Annotated in this window: 13 protein-coding genes; 8 read left to right on the top strand and 5 right to left on the bottom strand. The window is 64.1% G+C overall.

Annotated elements, in window-relative coordinates:
• Positions 1-146 precede the first annotated feature (146 nt).
• A complete protein-coding gene (locus tag F4U95_RS08960) occupies positions 147-344 on the bottom strand; it encodes a DUF1192 domain-containing protein (protein ID WP_120252083.1) in 198 nt (65 codons plus the stop codon).
• A 103-nt stretch (positions 345-447) separates the two neighbouring features.
• On the opposite strand from F4U95_RS08960, the gene F4U95_RS08955 reads away from it, so the two are divergent.
• The gene (locus tag F4U95_RS08955) at positions 448-1,452 is read left to right on the top strand and encodes an NAD(P)H-quinone oxidoreductase (RefSeq protein ID WP_150425426.1); all 1,005 of its coding nucleotides are present in this window, start codon (positions 448-450) and stop codon (positions 1,450-1,452) included.
• Positions 1,453-1,579: 127 nt separating this feature from the next.
• Here F4U95_RS08955 and F4U95_RS08950 read toward each other — a convergent pair whose 3' ends face one another.
• From F4U95_RS08950 to F4U95_RS08940, 3 genes are all read right to left on the bottom strand, one after another.
• A complete protein-coding gene (locus F4U95_RS08950) occupies positions 1,580-2,476 on the bottom strand; it encodes a helix-turn-helix domain-containing protein (RefSeq protein ID WP_150425425.1) in 897 nt (298 codons plus the stop codon).
• Positions 2,477-2,663: 187 nt separating this feature from the next.
• Complete coding sequence (locus F4U95_RS08945) at positions 2,664-3,815, bottom strand: acyl-CoA dehydrogenase family protein (RefSeq protein ID WP_150425424.1); 1,152 nt, start codon at positions 3,813-3,815, stop codon at positions 2,664-2,666.
• 9 nt (positions 3,816-3,824) lie between these two features.
• On the bottom strand, positions 3,825-5,363 hold the full coding sequence (locus tag F4U95_RS08940) for an acyl-CoA synthetase (RefSeq protein ID WP_150425423.1): 1,539 nt from the start codon (positions 5,361-5,363) through the stop codon (positions 3,825-3,827).
• Between the two features lie 244 nt (positions 5,364-5,607).
• On the opposite strand from F4U95_RS08940, the gene F4U95_RS08935 reads away from it, so the two are divergent.
• The 7 genes from F4U95_RS08935 to F4U95_RS08905 are packed head-to-tail and all read left to right on the top strand — an operon-like array spanning position 5,608 to position 13,776.
• Positions 5,608-7,845: a TonB-dependent receptor gene (locus F4U95_RS08935; RefSeq protein ID WP_150425422.1), complete on the top strand. Its 2,238-nt coding sequence runs from the start codon at positions 5,608-5,610 to the stop codon at positions 7,843-7,845.
• 17 nt (positions 7,846-7,862) lie between these two features.
• Positions 7,863-9,095: a cytochrome P450 gene (locus F4U95_RS08930; RefSeq protein WP_150425421.1), complete on the top strand. Its 1,233-nt coding sequence runs from the start codon at positions 7,863-7,865 to the stop codon at positions 9,093-9,095.
• Positions 9,096-9,102: 7 nt separating this feature from the next.
• Positions 9,103-9,987 carry a helix-turn-helix domain-containing protein gene (locus tag F4U95_RS08925; protein WP_211363965.1) on the top strand — a complete coding sequence of 295 codons (885 nt, stop codon included), beginning with the start codon at positions 9,103-9,105 and terminating at the stop codon, positions 9,985-9,987.
• Positions 9,984-11,450 carry an aldehyde dehydrogenase family protein gene (locus F4U95_RS08920; protein WP_170267482.1) on the top strand — a complete coding sequence of 489 codons (1,467 nt, stop codon included), beginning with the start codon at positions 9,984-9,986 and terminating at the stop codon, positions 11,448-11,450. Before F4U95_RS08925 ends, F4U95_RS08920 begins: the two co-directional genes overlap by 4 nt.
• Positions 11,447-11,866 carry a GFA family protein gene (locus F4U95_RS08915; protein WP_150425420.1) on the top strand — a complete coding sequence of 140 codons (420 nt, stop codon included), beginning with the start codon at positions 11,447-11,449 and terminating at the stop codon, positions 11,864-11,866. Before F4U95_RS08920 ends, F4U95_RS08915 begins: the two co-directional genes overlap by 4 nt.
• Before the next feature lies 1 nt (position 11,867).
• The gene (locus F4U95_RS08910; RefSeq protein WP_150425419.1) at positions 11,868-12,659 is read left to right on the top strand and encodes an SDR family NAD(P)-dependent oxidoreductase; all 792 of its coding nucleotides are present in this window, start codon (positions 11,868-11,870) and stop codon (positions 12,657-12,659) included.
• 10 nt (positions 12,660-12,669) lie between these two features.
• A complete protein-coding gene (locus F4U95_RS08905; RefSeq protein WP_150425418.1) occupies positions 12,670-13,776 on the top strand; it encodes an NAD(P)-dependent alcohol dehydrogenase in 1,107 nt (368 codons plus the stop codon).
• 102 nt (positions 13,777-13,878) lie between these two features.
• On the opposite strand, the gene F4U95_RS08900 is transcribed toward F4U95_RS08905, so the two are convergent.
• Positions 13,879-16,134: a TonB-dependent receptor gene (locus tag F4U95_RS08900; protein WP_150425417.1), complete on the bottom strand. Its 2,256-nt coding sequence runs from the start codon at positions 16,132-16,134 to the stop codon at positions 13,879-13,881.
• Positions 16,135-16,231: the final 97 nt, after the last annotated feature.

The following is a 16,231-nucleotide window of genomic DNA, read 5'->3' as shown; positions in this document are numbered from 1 at the left end:
CTACTCCTGGCCCCAAAGAGGGGTAGTGTTGAACCCTATGTCGGCATTGCTCGACGCAGGATCAAGGCCATGGCCCCGACCAACGGAATTGCCTGACTGCCGTAGCCCAATGGAGCCTTTCAAGGCGCAGGGGGCGTGGCAATGGTTCATCGTCTGAATAACGCCTCGGCACTTGCCTTATGGTTAACGGCGTTGTCTTTCGTCCGCCGGGTGCGCGCGATTTCCGTTTCGAGGGCGGCGATGCGGGCATCCAGTTCGGATACGGACAATGGCCCCAGATCCTGTTTCAGCAGGCGGGTCAGCGGATCGTCGCCCTTGTTCGGCAGATCGTCATCCAGGTCCATGACGCCAATGTTGACCCAGTTGGCCACTCTGTCAATAAGGGCATAGGTTCCGCACGGTAATTTTTGATGCGGTGCAACATGGTTAACGGCTGGGGGCAGCAATATGGCGGATTTGGACGCAGTGCCGGGCGAGATGACGGCGATCGCGATTCCCACGCCGGGCGGGCCGGATGCCTTGGTGCCCGAGCGGCGGCCGGTGCCTGTGCCGGGCGAAGGCGAAGTGCTGATCAAGGTTGCCGCCGCGGGCGTGAACCGGCCGGACGTGTTGCAGCGGCAGGGCAAATATCCGCCGCCGCCGGGTGCATCCGACATTCCGGGACTCGAAGTGTCCGGCACGATCGTGGCGGCAGGCAGCGGTGCGGACGCGCTGATCGGGCAGAAGGTGTGCGCATTGCTGGCGGGCGGTGGCTATGCCGAATATGCGGTGGCGCCTGCGGGCCAATGCCTGCCGGTGCCGGACGATTATGACTTGGCCGAAGCGTCAGCGCTGCCCGAGACGTTGTTCACCGTGTGGACCAATTTGTTCGAGCGCGCCTATGTCGTGGCGGGCGACACGGTGCTGGTCCATGGCGGGACCAGCGGAATCGGGACGATGGCGATACGCCTCTGCAACCTGTTCGACGTGACGATCATCGCGACCTGCGGGTCGGACGAGAAATGCGGTCAGGCGAAGGATTGGGGCGCGGATCATGCGATCAATTACAAGACGCAGGACTATGTCGAGGAAGTGAAGCGCATCACCGACGGGCAGGGGGTGCAGGCGGTGCTGGACATGGTCGGCGGCGATTATGTGCCGCGCAACCTGTCCTGCCTGGCCGAGGATGGCCGGCATGTGTCGATCGCGGTGCTGGGTGGGGCGAAGGCGGACATCTTCATCCCGGCGATCATGCAGAAGCGGCTGACGCTGACCGGATCGACGCTGCGGGCGCGGTCGGTGGGCTTCAAGAGCCTGGTCGCGGACGAGCTGATGCGGACGGTCTGGGGCTTTGTCGGTGAGGGAAAGCTGCGGCCGGCAATGGACCAGAGGTTCGCGCTGGCGGATGCGGCCAAGGCCCATGCCCGCATGGATGCGGGCGAGCATTTCGGGAAGATCGTGCTGGTCGTGTGAGAGACTGTTGGGAAAATGCGCGAAAGAGCGCATTGTCCATGCGGCCCCGGCCCGCGCCCCCACCCGACCGCCCATCAGGGTACCATGTCCGGGTGGGCGCGCGGGCCGGTGCGGATGCGCCAAGCTGTTACCCGTTCAGCCGGCGCTTGCGGTAGGTGGACGGGGTTTCACCGGTCATGTTGCGGAAGGCGCGGTTGAAGCTGCTCTGGCTGGCGAAGCCCAGAAATTCGGCGATATAGTTCATCGACGCGTCGGACTGGCCGAGCATCTCCTGCGCCCGCTCCAACCGGGTTTTCAGCACATATTGGTGCGGGCTGACGCCGGTCGCCTTTTTGAACACGCGACAGAGGTGCGAGGGGGTGATGCCGATCTGCGCCGCCATTTCCTCCAGCCCATGGTCCGCCTCCGGCCGTTCGCGGATCGCGTTCATGATATGGTGGATGCGATAGGCGGAAAAGGCGGATGTCGGGAATTCCTGCGCCGCCGCCTTGACCGGGCCGCGCAGCATATGCGCCTTGAGCGCGTCGACGAGCGCCGAGACATATAGGTCGCGGGGGCCGGTCGAGGGCGTGTAGAGTTCGGCCAATATCTGCCGGGCGAGCGCGGCGCCGAGCGGATCGTTGAAGGCGAAGCGCATGCGGGAAAACTGGTCCAGGACCGAGGCCGAACGCAGATCGTCGGCATCGACGCTGAGCGTCACGACGTCCAGTTCGCCATCGACCAGCCAGCGCGTGCTCATGGTTGCCGGCACGATCGTCGCGGCGCCGGGGAAGGAACTGGTTTCGCTCCACCCGTCGCGGTCCCAGGTGCGCACATTGGTCTTGCCGGCCAGTTGTACCACGAAGAGGGGATCGGGCAGGGCGGGCAGGGCGTAGCTGCCCACGAACTGACGCCAGCGGCTGAAGCGCCAGCGGCCGTCGGAGGATTCCAGCTTCACTTCGGGGGCGCGCTTCAGCGTATCGGCGATGATCGCTTCGGCATGCCATTTGCCGTTGCTGGCGGGCGCAGGGGCAAGGCTGTTCATGCGATGCAGCCGGACGCGGGGGCGTTCCCCTGACTGATGCCTGCGACCATGAGCGAGCTGACCATATTACCTCTCCGTGCCGCCATTATGCGGTCATTGCATCATCTTCTCATACAAGAATGGCCGGTCCAAGGCTTTGCTGAAAAAGCGCATCAGATTTTGCATTTCTTGCGCTTATTGGGTGCGATCAGCTTCGGGTGTCCAGATCCATGCCCCGCGCGATGATTTCCAGCATGATTTCGTTGCTGCCGGCGAAGATGCGGCTGATCCGGGCGTCGGTGTAGAGGCGGCTGATGCGATATTCGTCCATATAGCCCGCGCCGCCGTGCAGTTGGACGCCAAGGTCGACCATCTGGCTTTCCACCTCGCTGGCCAACAGTTTGGCCGAGGCTGCATCGCCGCCCTCCAGCGATCCGGCATTCGCGCGCAGGACCAGTTGATCGACCATAGCCTGCACCGCGTCGATCTGCGCGCGGAGGGCCGCGAGGCGAAATCGGTTATGCTGAAACTGCCCGATCGCCTGACCGAAGGCGCGGCGATGCCGGACGAAGTCGAGCGTGAGATCGAGCGCGACCTGCGCGGCGGCGATGCTGGCGATCGCGGCGATCAGCCGTTCGGTGCCGAGAAATCGCATGAGGGTGCCGAAACCGGCGGTGGGATCGCCCAGCAGATTGTCGGCCGGCACATGGACGTCGTCCAGCATGATTTCGGCGGTGTCCTGCGATGCCAATCCCATTTTCTTGAGCGGCTTTCCACGCGACAGGCCGGCCATGTCCCGTTCGACCAGAAAGAGGCCGATCGGTTCGCCCGGCAGGTCACGGCATCGCGCGACGACGACGATCGCGTCGCTCAATATGCCGTTGGAGATATAGGTTTTCGTGCCCGACAGGCGCCAGCCGTCGCCATCCCTGATCGCGCGGGTCTGGACCGCGCGCAAATCGCTGCCGCCGCCCGGTTCGGTCATGGCGATGGCCAAGATGGTGTCGCCCGCCACGATGCCGGGCATCAGCCGCGCGCGCAATGTGGGCGACCCGAGACGGTCGATATAGGGCGCGACGAGGTTGCTGTGCAGGTGGATGTAGAAGCCGGTTTCGCCGTGGCGGATATTTTCCTCTATGATGATCTGGTCGAAGCGCAGGTCGGCTATGCCCGCGCCGCCCACATCGGCCTGTGCCCACAGGCATAGCAGTCCGGCCTCGCCAGCCTGGCGATAGACGGCCCGGTCGACCATGCCGTCTCGGCGCCACCGTTCCGCATGGGGCGCCACATTGGTCAGCATGAAATGACGGACGGTGTCGCGGAACAGGATATGTTCGCTATCGAAGATCAGCCGGTCCATGGCGCGATATCACCCTCTCATCGTGGCGGCCGGTGCGCGATATTCGTCGATCAGCCTGCGTTTCATCAGCTTGCCGGTCGGTTCGCGGGGGAGGTCGGCGCGGAAGACGAATGCGCGCGGCGTCTTCACGCCCCCCAGGGCCGTACGGACGAAGCGGGTCAATTCTTCCGTCAGGGCGGCGTCGCCGTCAACGCTTTCGGCCGGTTGCACGATGGCCAGGATATTTTCGCCCATTTCCTCGTCCGGCACGCCGATGACGGCCACGTCTGCGACCTGCGGATGGGTGATCAGGCAGTTTTCGATTTCCTGCGGATAGATGTTCACCCCGCCCGAGATGATCATGAAGCTGCGCCGGTCGGTAAGGAACAGATAGCCGTCCGCGTCGAGATGGCCGACATCGCCGAGCGTGGCCCAGCCCCGGTCATTATGGGCAGCGGCGGTCTTGTCCGGATCATTATGATAGGTGAAGGTCGGGCCGTCCGAGAAGAAGACGTCGCCCGTGTCGCCCGGCGCGACTTCCTGCCCATTTTCACCCACGATACGGACCCTTCCCAGCACCGCGCGGCCGACCGATCCGGGTCGGGACAGCCATTCGGGCGAGGACAAGGCGGTGATGCCGCAACATTCGGTGCCGGAATAATATTCATGGACGATCGGCCCCCACCAGTCGATCATCGCCTGCTTGACCGGAACGGGGCAGGGGGCGGCGGCGTGGATGACGGCTTTGAGCGATCCATGATCGTAGCGGGCGCGGACATCCTCCGGCAATTTGAGCAACCGCACGAAATGGGTCGGCACCCAGGTCGCATGGGTGATGCGGTAGCGCTCGATCAGCGCCAGCGAGTCTTCTGCGTCGAACCTGTCCATCACCACCACGGTGCCACCGAGCCGATGAATGGTCATCGCCCAGCGCAAGGGCGCGGCATGATAGAGGGGCGAGGTGGAGAGATAGATGCAGTCCTGCCCCATGCCGTAGAGGGCGGTGCCCATCCCCTCCAGCGCGGTCTGCGCGTCCAGGGGGCCTTCGGGTAGCGGGGGCTTCACGCCCTTGGGCCGGCCGGTGGTGCCGGAGGAATAGAGCATGTCGGTGCCGGCGCTTTCGTTCGGGACGGGTGTGTCCGGATAGCGGGCGACGCTGGCGGACCAGTTTTTGAGCGGACCGACTTCTGCGTCGACCAGATAGCCCTGTACGCCGTCCGCCTCTGCCAACGCAGCCTGCGCCAACGAAGCGAGCCGGTCGGACGCTACCAGGATACGCGCGCCCGAATCCCGCAGGATATAGGCGATGTCGGCGGCGGACAGCTTGGTCGATATGCTGGTGAGGTAGAGGCCGATGCGTTGTGCCGCCCAGCTGAGCTCGAAGATCGCGGCTTCATTGTCCATCAGCAGTGCGATCCCGTCGCCGCGCACGCAGCCGAGCGCGCGCAGCAGGTGGGCGCCGCGATTGGCGGCGGCCTCCAACTGGCCGTAAGTGACGGTCTGGTCGGTCGCCGGCAGGATGATCGCCGGTCGATCCGGATCGCTGATGGCAAATGGTCTGGGGTGCATGGGTGAGCCTCTCCAAAAATCATGCGCCATGATGCGCGGCGCATGGTCGGCCGGGGCCGCTATCGCTCGCGTCTTGCGCTTGGTGGCTACAGAGGCCCGGTTTGTGCGCCAGTTCAAGGCGAGCGCAAGAAATGCCAAATCTGGCGTCAACTCTGGGTAAAGCCTTCCCGGTTCGGCTGGGCTAGGTCTGCTTCATCATAACCGCATCCCCCGCCAAAAAGGGGGAAGATGGAGGAGAGGGTAAATGAGGTTCATCACGACCAAGGCTTTGGCGATTCTGCTGTGCAGCGGCGTATCGCAGGTCGCGTTGGCGCAGGAGGCGGCAAGCGCGCCCCAGTCGACAGCGGATAATGGAGACATCATCGTCACCGCGCAGCGCCGGTCGCAATCCATGCTGTCCGTGCCGCTGGCCATTTCCGCGCTGGGCGGGGAAACGCTCCAGAATAAGGGGATTTCCAATTCCGCCGCGCTGGCGACGGCGGTGCCCAATTTGCAGGTCAGCAGCCCCTATGGCAGCACCCAGCCCAATTTCTCGCTGCGCGGCATCAGCGTTGCCAACGAATATAACAGCAACCAGGCTTCGCCCGTGGGCGTCTATATCGACGACGTCTATATCGCTGCGCGGACCAGCCATGGCATGGGCCTGTTCGACCTGGATCGCGTGGAAGTGCTGCGCGGGCCGCAGGGCACTTTGTTCGGTCGCAACACGACCGGCGGCGCGATCAACTTCATCACCCGCGCGCCCAAATTGTCGGGCACCAACGGCTATGCCGAGGTCGGCTATGGCAATTTCAACACGTTCAAGGCGCAGGCGGCGATCGAAACCACGATGGTCGAAGATGAGTTGGGCATCCGCGTCGCCGGCAATTATGAAAAGGGCGACGGCATGCTGCGCAATGTCGCGCCGGGCGGTCGGGATTCCAACAGCGTCGATACGGCTCAGGGCCGCGTCTATTTGCGCATGAAGCCGGGCAATGGTCCGCTGGATATCAAGATTCGCGCCTATGCCGGGCGCGATCGCGGGGCGCAGGCGGCCATCCATGGCCTGACCGGTCCCAATACGCCGGGGCAAGGCTTTTTCGATATCAACGAAAATGACGTCGGCGAAAATCGCACCGACGCCTGGGGCGTGGCGGCCAATGTCGCGCTGGAGCTGAGCCCCACGGTCACGCTGACGTCGATCACATCCTATGATGGCGGCAAGCAGAATTTGCAGCAGGCCGCGGACGGTTCGCCGCTTAACGTGCTCAACATCAACTGGCGCTCCAATTTCCGCCAGTTCAGCGAGGAGGCGCGCCTGAATTATGAGGGCGAGCGGCTGAAGCTGGTGGGCGGCGGCTTTTACGGCTGGGACCGCACGATCACCGACAATCGCTTCAATATCGGCAGCGCTCTGGCGCCCGGTGTCGATGGCGGCTTCTTCCAGCATTATCGCCAGACGCGGAGATCCTATGCGGCCTTTCTTCAGGGCGATTACGACCTGACCGACAAGTTGGTGCTGACTTTGGGCGCGCGCTACACCTGGGACAAGGCGAAATATGGCGACGCCTATGCCTATCTGTTCGCCGGTCCCTTCGGCAGTGCGGGGACGCCGTTGGCCAGCACCGTGCCCTGCGCAGGGGTGGCGGGTACCTGCGCCTATGATCCTGCGGCACGCTATGCGATCGACGGCAGCAACAAGGCGCTGACCGGCCGTGCGGCGCTTAGCTACACCTTCGATGGCGGCACTCTGGTTTATGCCAGCTATAGTCGGGGCTATCGGTCCGGGGCGTTCAATGGCGGCGGCTATACCTCCTCGGTCGGCATCACCTATATCGATCCGGAGCGGGTCAATGCCTATGAAATGGGCGTCAAGGGCCGCTTCCTGGACAATAAGCTGACGCTGTCGGCTGCCGGCTTCTATTATGACTATAGCAACCAGCAGGTGCAGGATACGCGACCCGGCCCGGTATCCTTCCTGGTCAATGCGCCCAAGTCGCAAGTCTATGGCGGCGAAGTGGAAGCCAGCCTGCGGCCGATCGACGGCCTGGTCATCAACCTGTCGGGCGGCTACCTCCATGCCACCTACAAGGATCTGACGTTGCAGAACACGGACCTGTCGGGCAACGACCTGCCTTTCGCGCCGCGCTGGACGGGAACGGCCGGGTTCGACTGGACGATCTTCGATACCGGCAGCGACAGCCTGACCTTCTCCCCCACGGTCAATTATTTCAGCCGGCAGTATTTCTCGCCCTTCAACGGCACCGACGCGGTCGGCACGGCGCAGAATAATGCGGAATTGCAGCAGAAGGGCTATGCCAAGGTCAACGCCACGCTGGCCTGGGCCCATGGGCCGTTCCAGCTGCGCGGGTGGATCAACAACGCCTTCAACCGCAAGACCTACAGCTATGGTCTGGACCTGCGCGGGGCGGGCTTCCCCTACAACTTCCTGGTTCCGGCCATGCCGCGTACGTTCGGCGTGACCGGCCGGTTCAGCTTCTGACGCCGGGAGAGCGCCCCATGACCGCGACCATAACCGCCCCGGACCTGAAAGATCCCGACCTCTATTTCGACCGGGCGCCGCACGATCTGTTCGCGCAGCTGCGGACCGAACGGCCCGTCTATTGGAACCCGGAAAGCGACGGGGCGGGGTTCTGGGCGCTCACCCGCTATGCCGACATCGTCGCGGTGTCGCGCAATCCGGGCCTCTTCTCGTCCGCTTACGAAAATGGCGGCCATCGCATCTTCAACGAGAATGAAGTCGGCCTGACCGGGGCGGGGGAGGCCGCGATCGGCATCCCCTTCATCTCGGTCGATCCGCCGGTCCATACCCAATATCGCAAGTTCATCATGCCCGCTCTGTCGCCCGCGCGGCTGGCGGGGATAGAGGAGCGCATCCATGCCCGGTGCCTCAGCCTGATCGACAGGATTCCGCTGGGTGAGACGGTCGATCTGGTGCCGTTGCTGTCGGCGCCGCTGCCGCTGCTGACGCTGTGCGAGCTGCTCGACCTGCCGACCGGTATGTGGGTGAAGCTGTACGATTGGACCAATGCCTTCGTTGGCGAGGATGATCCCGATTTTCGCCAGTCTCCGCAAGCGATGGCGGCGATATTGGGCGAATTCATGGCCTTTTCCCAACAGCTGTACGAGGAAAGGCGGGCGACGCCGGGGCAGGATCTGGCGACGTTGCTGGCGACCATGGAGGTCAATGGCCAGCCGGTGACGTTCCAGGAATTTGTCGGCAACCTCATTCTGGCGCTGGTCGGCGCGAACGAGACGACGCGCAATTCGCTGAGCCACAGCGTCGCGGCCTTTGCCGCCAATCCCGACCAGTGGGATCTGGTCCGTGCCGATCCGACGCTGCTGAAAAACGGCGTGCGCGAAATGGTGCGCTATGCCAGCCCGGTCATGCACATGCGGCGGACGGCGACGGCGGATACCGAAATCGGCGGGCAGGCGATCCGTAAAGGCGATAAGATCGTGCTGTGGTATATCGCCGCCAATCGCGACGAGAGCGTCTTTCCCGACCCCGACCGGTTCGACATCAGGCGGGGGAATATCCAGCATCTGGGCTTTGGCACCGGTCAGCATGTGTGCGTCGGATCGCGCCTTGCCGAAATGCAGCTGAGGGTGGCTTTCAGTCTATTGGCGGAGCGTGTCGGCCGGTTCAAGATGATGGCGGCACCACGCCGATTCAGGTCCAACTTCATCAACGGGCTGAAGAATCTGGACGTGCAGATGGTCGCTGCATGAGGAGAGGATGATGGACCTGGTCCGGGGATCGACCGACGAGGAAATCATTTCGGACGCGCTGGGCCGCGCGCCCGATATCCAGCTGGGCGCCGATCATGGCCGCTGGCGCCTGTGCCGATGGCGCCAGTTCGTGGGCAGCTATACCCTGCCGGCGCTGCCCGATCCGATGTTCGTCGTGCATATTGCGGGCAAGCCCAATGTGCGGACATGGGAACGGGACGGGTGGAGCGAGACGAGTTCGTTGCCCGGATGCGCCACCATCGTGCCGTCAGGGCATCCGACCGGATGGCTGGTCGATGGCGAGCTGGACGTCGTGACGCTGAGCGTCGCGTCGACCGACCTGCAACGCGCGCCCGCGCTCGACCAGTTCCGGCGGATGCGCTTTGCCTTTTCCGATCCGCTGGGCGTGGCGCTGACGCGGCAGGTGCTGGGCGAACTTTATGCGCCGCAGACGAAGGAGCGGGACGTCTATGTCGGCGCGCTGGTCGATGCGCTGAAAGCCCATATGATGCGCGGGCCAGTGAGCGCCAGCAGCGCGGACATCCCGACCGCCGCTTTCTCCTCCTATCGCATCCACGCGATCATGAACGCCATATTGGAACGGCCGGAAGCCAGCCATCATCTGGAGGAACTGGCGGCGCAGGCGGGCATCACGCCGACCCATTTCTGCCGCGTGTTCAAGAAGGCGACGGGCGTGTCGCCGCATCAATATGTCATGCGCGCGCGGCTCGACCGGGCGCAGCAGATGCTGGAACAGTCCGACACGTCGATGGCGACCATTGCCGACGCGCTGGGCTTTACCAGCCAAAGCCATTTCACCCGCGCCTTCCGCCAATTTGCCGGCGAAACGCCGAGCGATTTTCGCAGGCGCCGTCAGGAGACGCTTCAGTGAGTGCTATTCAGGGTTTTGAAGGACTGGTCCTGCCGGATCTGGCGTTGCGGGCGGGCGGCGATCGGCTGGCCACCGGGGCGACGATCGCCGATATCGATCCCTGCACGGCGCAGGCCTTTGCGCAAGTGCCGGTGGCCGATGGGAGCCAGGTCGATGCGATCGTGCAGGCGGCACACCGGGCGTTCCATGATCCGGCCTGGCGCGACCTGACGCCGCTGGCGCGCGAGCGGTTGCTGCATCGCTTTGCCGATGCGATCGAGGCGGACCTGCCCCGGCTGGCGGCGCTGGAAGCGCTGGACGCGGGCAAGCCGATCGGCGTGACGGAGACGGTCGATATTCCGGCCGCGATCGGCTGGCTGCGCACCTATGCCGGCTGGCCGACCAAGCTGGCGGGCCGGGCGGGCACATTGTCCGCAACGCCGGGCCAATGGCATGTCTATTCGCGGCGCGAGCCGATCGGCGTGGTGGCGGCCATCACGCCGTGGAATTTCCCGCTAGTGCTGGCGATGTGGAAGATCGCGCCGGCGCTGGCGGCCGGTTGCACCGTCGTTTTGAAGCCTGCGCCGGAAACGCCGCTGTCGGCGCTGCGGCTGGTGGAACTGGCGCGGCAGGCGGGCTTGCCGGACGGGGTGCTGAGCGTCGTGACCGGTGATGGGGCGACCGGCGCGGCGCTGGTCGAGCATCGGCTGATCGCGAAGGTCGCCTTCACCGGATCGACCGCGACGGGGCAGGGGATATTGCGGGCGTCCGTGCCTGATCTCAAGCGGGTAACGCTGGAACTGGGCGGCAAGTCGCCGTCCATCATCTGCGCCGACGCGGACCTGTCGGTCGCTATTCCGCAGGCGGCGATGGGCTGTTTCTTCAACAGCGGGCAGGTCTGCTATGCCGGCACGCGCCTCTATGTGCATCGGTCGGTTTATGATGAGGTGGTCGAGGGGATCGCCGCCTTCGCTGCCGGATTGACATTGGGGCGCAGCGCCGATCGCACCACCGCGCTAGGCCCGTTGATCAGCGCGCGACAGCATGAGCGGGTGACAGGCTATGTCGATCGCGCGCGGGCGGCGGGGATGGAGCCGATGGCGACGGATGTCGCGCTGCCTGGCGAAGGCTATTATTTCGCGCCGACATTGCTGCGCAACGTGCCCCGCGATGCGGAGGCAGCGCGCGAGGAGATATTCGGCCCTGTGCTCGCCACGGCCGCCTTCGACGATCTGGACGAGGCGATCGACCTGGCCAATGACAGCCCATACGGCCTGGCTGCCCATGTCTTCACCCGCGACCTGGCGACCGCGCATCGCACGGCGGCGCGGCTGGAGGCTGGCACGGCCTTTATCAATTGCGTGATGCTGGCCGACCCGGCCTTCCCCTTCGGCGGCATGAAAATGTCCGGCATCGGCCGCGAAAATGGCAGCGAGGTGCTGGACGCCTATCTGGAACCCAAGACGGTGGTGGTGGCATTATGAGTGACGCAAGCGTGCACGAAGGCGGCTGCCTGTGCGGACAGGTGCGTTACAGCTTTACTGGCGATCCGCTGCTGGTGGCGCTGTGCCATTGCACCCATTGCCGCAAGCAGGGCGGCGCGCCCTTGTCTCTGATCTGTGCGGTGGCGGACGAGGCCTATAGCGAACGGGGCGAAACCCGCATTTATGAGGATCGCGGCGAAAGCGGCGCGGCGGTCTATCGCCATTTCTGCGCCACATGCGGGTCGCCGATCCGGTCGATGGCGGCGGTGCTGCCGGGGCTGACGATCGTCAAGGCGGGTACGCTCGACACGCCCGACCAGTGGCCCCCGGTACTGGAGGCCTATTGCGACAGTGCCCTGAACTGGATGCCCCCCATTACCGACCAGCGTTTCGCGCGGTCCAATATCGGAGAATGAGATGAACAATCTGGATGGCAAGACCGCCTGGGTCACGGGCGCGGGATCGGGCATCGGCCGGGCTACGGCGATCGCGCTGGCGCAGGCGGGGGCGAGCGTGGTGCTGGGCGATATCAATCCGGCGGGGCTGGAGGAAACGGCCGGGCTGTGCGGCGATGCGGCGACCCTGTCGCTGACGCAGGACGTCACCAGTGAAGCGGCATGGGCGGATGGGGCGGCGGCGATCGACGCCCGCTTTGGCCGGCTCGACATATTGGTCAACAATGCCGGCATCATGATGGCCCAGCCGTTCGAGGGCGCGCCGGTCGAGATACTGCGCCGGCAAAATCGCATCAATGTGGAGAGCGTCTATATCGGCATGCAGGTGGCATTGCCGCTGATGCGCCGCACGATTGCCGATGGGGCGAAGGGCGCGTCGATCATCAACATCGCTTCGGTCTATGGCATGGTCGCGGGTGCGCAGTTCGCCGCCTACAGCGCCACCAAGGGCGCGGTCCGATCGCTGAGCCGCGCGGTCGCCTATGAACTGGCGAAGACCGGCATTCGCGTGAATTGCGTGCTGCCGGGGCCGGTGCAGACCAATTTGGGCGCCGACTGGGAGCCGCCCCGCGACGAGACGGGCGCGCCGATGCCGCCGGAGGTCGCACTGGCCGCCTGGGCGCAACTGATCCCGATGGGCCGGCTGGGCATCGCGCAGGATATCGCCCCGATCGTCGCCTTCCTGGCCGGCGACGATGCCGCTTTCATCACCGGCGCGGAATTCGTTGCCGATGGTGGCTATACCGCAGCCTGAAGGACATATCATGGACAGTATCGCCGCTATCGCCCGCGCGCCGCATCACCCCTTCACGGTCGAGCCGATCGTCATCGATCCGCCCCGGCCGGGCGAGGTGCTGGTGCGGATCGCCGGGGTCGGGCTGTGCCATACCGATCTGGTCGCGCGGGACCAGTTCATCCCGATCCCGCTGCCCGCCGTGCTGGGCCATGAAGGGGCCGGCATCGTCGAAGCGGTGGGAGAAGGCGTGACCAAGGTTGCGCCGGGCGATCGGGTGGTCATCGGCTTTGCCAGTTGCGGCCATTGCGCGCGCTGTGACGAGCATCTGCCTTCCTATTGCCGTGAATTTCCGATGCTCAACTATGCGGGCACGCGCGCGGACGGCAGTTCGGGCCTGCGGCAGGGCGACGCGGCGCTGTCCGGCCATTTCTTCGGTCAGTCCTCCTTCGCCGGGCATGCGTTGGCGCAGGAGCGCAATGTCGTGAAGATCGAGGCGACGGACGTGCCGCTGGAACTGCTGGGGCCGCTGGCCTGCGGATTCCAGACTGGGGCGGGCGGGGTGATGCGATCGCTCGCTTGTCCGGCCGGATCGACCATCGCCATTTTCGGCGCGGGGCCGGTGGGGCTGGCGGCGGTGATGGGCGCGGTGATCCAGGAGTGCGCGACGATCATCGTGGTCGAACCCGTGGCCAGCCGTCGCGACCTGGCACTGTCGCTGGGCGCGACCCATTTGATCGACCCGGCGGCAGAAGCGGTGCTGCCGGACGCGATCCGCGCGATCGTGGCGGACGGGGTGGAATTCGCGTTCGAGACGAGCGGGCGGGAAGCGGTGGTGGAGGCGGCGCTGGGTTCGCTGGGCAGCCATGGCCTGCTGGGGCTGGTGGGCGTACCGCCAAAGCCGGACAGTAGCCTGACGATTAATCTCGCCGCGCTCATCACCTATGGCCATCGCATCCATGGCATCATCGAAGGCGACAGCGATCTTGATGGCTTCATCCCGGAACTGGTGGAGCTGTATCGGGCGGGGCGTTTCCCGTTCGATCGCCTGATCCAGACCTTCCCGCTGGCGCAGATCAACGAGGCGGTGGAGGCACAGGCGCGAGGCGATTGCGTGAAGGCCGTGCTGATCCCCTGAACTTTCCGTTCTTTTCGAGCGAACGGATATATTTGGCCCGGGGGACCGCATCGAGAAACGGGCCGCTTCCTTTTCAGAAAGTGGCCCGTTTCTAGCGCCCGTTCAGAAATTATAGCGTGCGGTGATGCCATAGGCGCGCGGCGGGGCGTGGAGCATATAATCATAGCCAAAGGCATCGCGCAGGTTGAGGCCATACATGAACATCTTCTTGTTGAAGAGGTTCGTGGTCCACAGGCGGATCGCCAGCTGCTCGCTTTCCCAGCCCAGCGTCGCATTGACCCGGACATTGCCGGGCGCATGCAGGTTGATGTTCCCGGCTTCGTTGTTGAAGGGCGAGAAATATTGTTTGCTGGTGTAGATGAGGTTCGGCGAGAAGATGATGTTCCCGCTGCCCAACTGCCCCAGCGTCCAGTCCGCGCCGGCATTGATCGTGATCTTGGGCGCGTTGGGCAGGCTGTTGCCGTCCAGCACCGTGCCCGACAGGGTCAGCTTGTCATAGGTCGCGTCCAGCCAGGTGAAGGAGAAATTGGTCTTCAGGCTGGAGATGAAGCGGGTGTTGAATTCCAGCTCGAACCCCTTGATCGTGGAGCCGGGCGCCGAGCGGATGAAGCCCGTCGTGCCGATCACCTCATTGAGCTGCTGGTTCTTGTACTTGGTGAGGAAGGCGGCGGCGGTCAGGTTGGCGCGATTGTCGAACAGGCGCGCCTTGGTGCCGACTTCATAGGCTTCCACCTTTTCGGGCGGCACGAAATCGATCGGGTTGCCGGCGTAAAATTGGCTGGAGAAGGAGCCGGCCCGATAGCCGCGGCTGTAATTGGCATAGACCATGGCGCCGCTGTCGAACGTATAGTCCACGCCGATCTTGCCGGTCAGGCGGCTGCTGGAGCGGCTCTTGCTTGCTTCGGGCGTGATGACGCCTGCGGGTGAGATCGAGCCGTGGGTGAAGGTGATGGAAGCCGCATCCGGATCGGCCGGATCGAAATCATAGCCGCCGAAGGAGGGGGAGGTTGCCGGATCGGCGAACTGTGTCAGGAAGCTGTAGGAGTCGTAATGGCGGCTCCTGTCCTTGGTGTAGCGCAGGCCGAGCGTGAAGCCCAGATTGTCGCCCAGCTTCTGGTTCAGCTGCGCAAAGGCGGCGTAGCTTTTGCGGGTCTGCTGATAATGCTGGTAGAAATACAGCACCTGCACCAGCCGGTATTTGTCGACATTGTCGATGTGATCCCAGCCATAATAGACGCCGGCCTGCACATTGGTGCCGGCATTATTGTAGGCCAGCTTCACTTCCTGATTAAACTGCTTGTAGGTGTCGCGATAATTGGTCTGAAGATGGCCGATGACGGGCGTGCCGGACCCCTCCTGCGTAAATTCCTGCTTCGACCAGTCATAGGCGGTCAGCGTCTGGAGCGAGAGGGCGTCGGTCAGCTCATAATTGAGGTTGAACTGGACACCCGCATTCTTGACGTCGTTGAAGCCGAGATCGGGCTGGTTCGTCTCGAAGAAGCTGAGATTGTCCTGCGCGCGATTATAGCCCGATGCGCCATTGGTCAGGTGATAGGCGGCGGCCTGCGTCGGCTTGCCCTTCGATCCTGTAAATTTCAGCATCATGTCCAGCCGCTCGGTCGGCCGGGCGCGGATGATGAGGCGGCCGGCCAGACTGTCCCGGCTGTTGGCGTCGGGCTGGCCGGGGAAGATATTCTTCACGAACCCGTCCGCCTCGACATAATTGACCGAAGCGCGGAAGCCCAGCACATCGTCGACCAAAGTGCCTTCGATCGCGGCCTGTCCTTTCACTTCGTTGAAGCGGCCATAGCCCCCCTCGACATAGCCGCGCGTGCCCGATTCCAGGCTGGGCTTGACCGAGATGAAGTTGATCGCGCCGCCGGTGGTGTTGCGGCCATAGAGCGTGCCCTGCGGCCCGCGCACCGCTTCGACGCGCTCCAGATCATAAAGTTGCAGGCCGTGCATGGTGCGAGCGGAGAGGTAATTATCGTCGGTATAGACGCCGACGGGCGACACCTGATTGGCGCCATATTCATTGCCGACGCCGATGCCGCGCATGGTGAAATTGGGCTGGGCTTCACCGAAGGCCGACGTGACTTGCAGAGAGGGGACGGCGGCGCTCAGCGCAAAGGTCGAGTTGGCGCCCTGCCTCGCCAGATCGGTGGGGGTCAGCGCGGTCACGGCGACCGGCACCTTCATCAGCGATTCCGACTGGCGCTGGGCGGTGACGACGATGTCCTCCAGCCCGACATTCTGCTGCGGCTGCGGCGCCTGCGGTTCCTGCGCGAAGGCAGGCGCGGTCGCCATGGTCAGCGCCAGCAGCGCGCACGATGTATGGAACATAATGTTCTTCATCATTCCCCTCCTATATTGTCTTTGTTGGGTTGACCGCCTTGGGCGGTTCGTCTGTGTTCGAAGCTTCCTCTTCCCTTATATTCCCGTCCAATTGCGTTTG

Origin of the sequence: Sphingobium limneticum (genome assembly GCF_008710165.1) — a bacterium.
GTDB classification, from domain to species: domain Bacteria; phylum Pseudomonadota; class Alphaproteobacteria; order Sphingomonadales; family Sphingomonadaceae; genus Sphingobium; species Sphingobium limneticum.
The sequence above is the reverse complement of the archived record's forward strand: the minus strand, read 5'-3'. Positions and strand labels throughout refer to the sequence as shown.